A 2091-nucleotide genomic window follows, 5' to 3' on the forward strand; every position below is an offset into this window, starting at 1 on the left:
TCGATCAGGTTGCCCAGCATCTCCTCGACATCCTGCCGGTCGCAGGCGACCGCGAACTCTGCCGGCACGTCGGTGTCGAACGCAATCGCCTTGTCGGCATGCATCCGCGCCAGCACCATCGCCAGGTCACCCACGACGCTGGCGAGATCGACCCGGGCGCGGACGGTGCCGCCGGTCGCTGCTGCCCGGGCGCGGCGCAGATGATGCCGGATCCGGCGGTCCATGCCCTCGACCAACCCGGCGAGCCCCGCATCCCGGTTCGACCCGCTCTCCCCGAACGCCATCGAAAGCGTCGCCAGCGGCGTCTTCAGCCCGTGGGCGAGGTTCGCCACGTGAGTGCGGGCCTGGGCGAGCTGAGCGGCGTTCTGGTCGAGGAGCCCGTTGATCTCCCCCACCAGCGGCCGCACCTCGACCGGCTGGTCGACCGGCAGACGCTCGCGCCCGCCCGCCCGGACCTCGCCGAGCTGCTCGCTCAACCGACGCAGCGGCCGCAGCCCCAGGCGGACCTGCAGCAGCACGCCGGCGAACAGCAGCAGCCCGATCAACCCGAGGCAGATCGCGAGGGTGCGCACCGCTTCCAGCACCGGCCCGTAGAGCGCCGCGGCCGGAGCCGAGGCGGCGATCTGCGTCGGGGGCTCGCCCGGCTTGTCCTGAACCATCATGAGCCGCAAGATCACCCGCTCGCCATAGGGACCCACGCCGTCGGCAGGGACGGGCCTGCCAGCGCGGCCTGGCCGAAGTCCCGGATCCGGAACGTCCAGGCGAGCTCCGTCCAGCGAGGGGGACCCGAGCACCGTATCGCCGCGGCGGACCTCCCAGTACCAGCCAGAGCGCGGCCGGTCGAAGGGCGGCACCTCGCGGTCACTCCGCACGGCCAAGGCCCCGTCAGGCGAGGGTCGCAGCTCCGAGGCCAGGGCCGCGATCCGGGCGTCGAGCCGGCCGTCGAGCTGGCCCCGCACGAACCGATGCAGCACGAACCCGATCGAGACGCTCGCCCCAACCAGCGCGAGGCTGACGCAGATCGCTGCGGCGAGGATGAGACGCCGCTGTAGCGAACCCGGGGGCCCGAACAGGGAGGACGAGAGGCCGGGTTTCACACCCGTCGAACCGGCTCCGGCCGGGATCCCTGGTTGCGGACGGAGTCGATCTTCGGCATCGCCGCTTGCTCCATGAGATCCAGCCCCGAGACCTGTGGTGACGCGCTCGCTACGTCAGTCCAGGCAATTCGGACCAAATATTCATCGCCGATCGATCAGTTTCGAGTGAAGTGATCGTTGGCGGGAGCTAGCATTCGTCGTTTAACTGAACCTGAACGGCCCCCTCGGTGAGGTAGGCTGATCGTTTCAATGTGCGCGTCGGTATACAGAATTGAAGCGTAGAATTGATGAGCTGGCGTCAGATTATGAAGTCGCACGCAGAGATATCAGATTGAAATTGCAGTATGCGTTCATTGGTCGCTGGCCTACAAGGGCGACGAAAATCGATGATCTAGGGGGTAAGTTCTGACAGACGAAGTATATAATTTTCAATCGCCCGGGGGATGGCAGTATGAAATGTGGTGAAATCCAAGCTGTGGTGCAGTTGGCGGTTGCGATCAATCTTGGTATTTATGCCATTAAAGATCTAAGTGTGCCTTATTTGTTGCATCAAAGGGCGCAACTCAACGACCTGCGTGCATTATTGAATGAAAAGTTGGACGATCTTACTAAGATGGATCATTCTTCGGTGGGTGAAGAACGGAATGAAAAACTTGAATGTATTGACAGGCATATATCTTCAATATACCGCAAATCAACACATACATGGGATTTGCTAGAAAGTTACAATCTCGGCACAGTTTCAGCCGCTTCTATCTGTTTTTTCATGAGTATATATTGTCTATTTCATACGGCGTACTTCTACAATGAGCAGGCTCCTAATTGGCTAATTTATGCAACTTACATTTCCTATTTTTCGGTGATCGTTCCGATGGTTATTAATATTTGGTCTCGTTATAGGGGATGGAAATTGATCCGTGAACAGAGCATGATCCGCAATGATATAAGTAAATTATAGGATCTGCTAAGAAGGGCGGGCGCGTCCCTTCGGGAC

General features: G+C 60.2%; 2 protein-coding genes. One reads left to right on the forward strand and one right to left on the reverse strand.

The window, feature by feature from the left end; translation table 11 throughout:
- On the reverse strand, positions 1-1097 hold a 1097-nt coding region (locus VQ02_RS34210), incomplete at its 3' end, for an ATP-binding protein (protein ID WP_048448739.1).
- Between the two features lie 451 nt (positions 1098-1548).
- Between VQ02_RS34210 and VQ02_RS37920 the strand changes: the two genes are divergently transcribed.
- Positions 1549-2055, forward strand: a complete 507-nt coding sequence (locus tag VQ02_RS37920; protein WP_157080938.1) for a hypothetical protein — start codon at positions 1549-1551, stop codon at positions 2053-2055.
- Positions 2056-2091 lie beyond the last annotated feature (36 nt).

Origin of the sequence: Methylobacterium variabile, assembly GCF_001043975.1 — a bacterium.
GTDB lineage: Bacteria > Pseudomonadota > Alphaproteobacteria > Rhizobiales > Beijerinckiaceae > Methylobacterium > Methylobacterium variabile.

Excerpts from the sequence above, each read along its gene's own strand:
- VQ02_RS37920 (WP_157080938.1), top strand. The coding sequence starts at position 1,549 with ATGAAATGTGGTGAAATCCAAGCTGTGGTGCAGTTGGCGGTTGCGATC.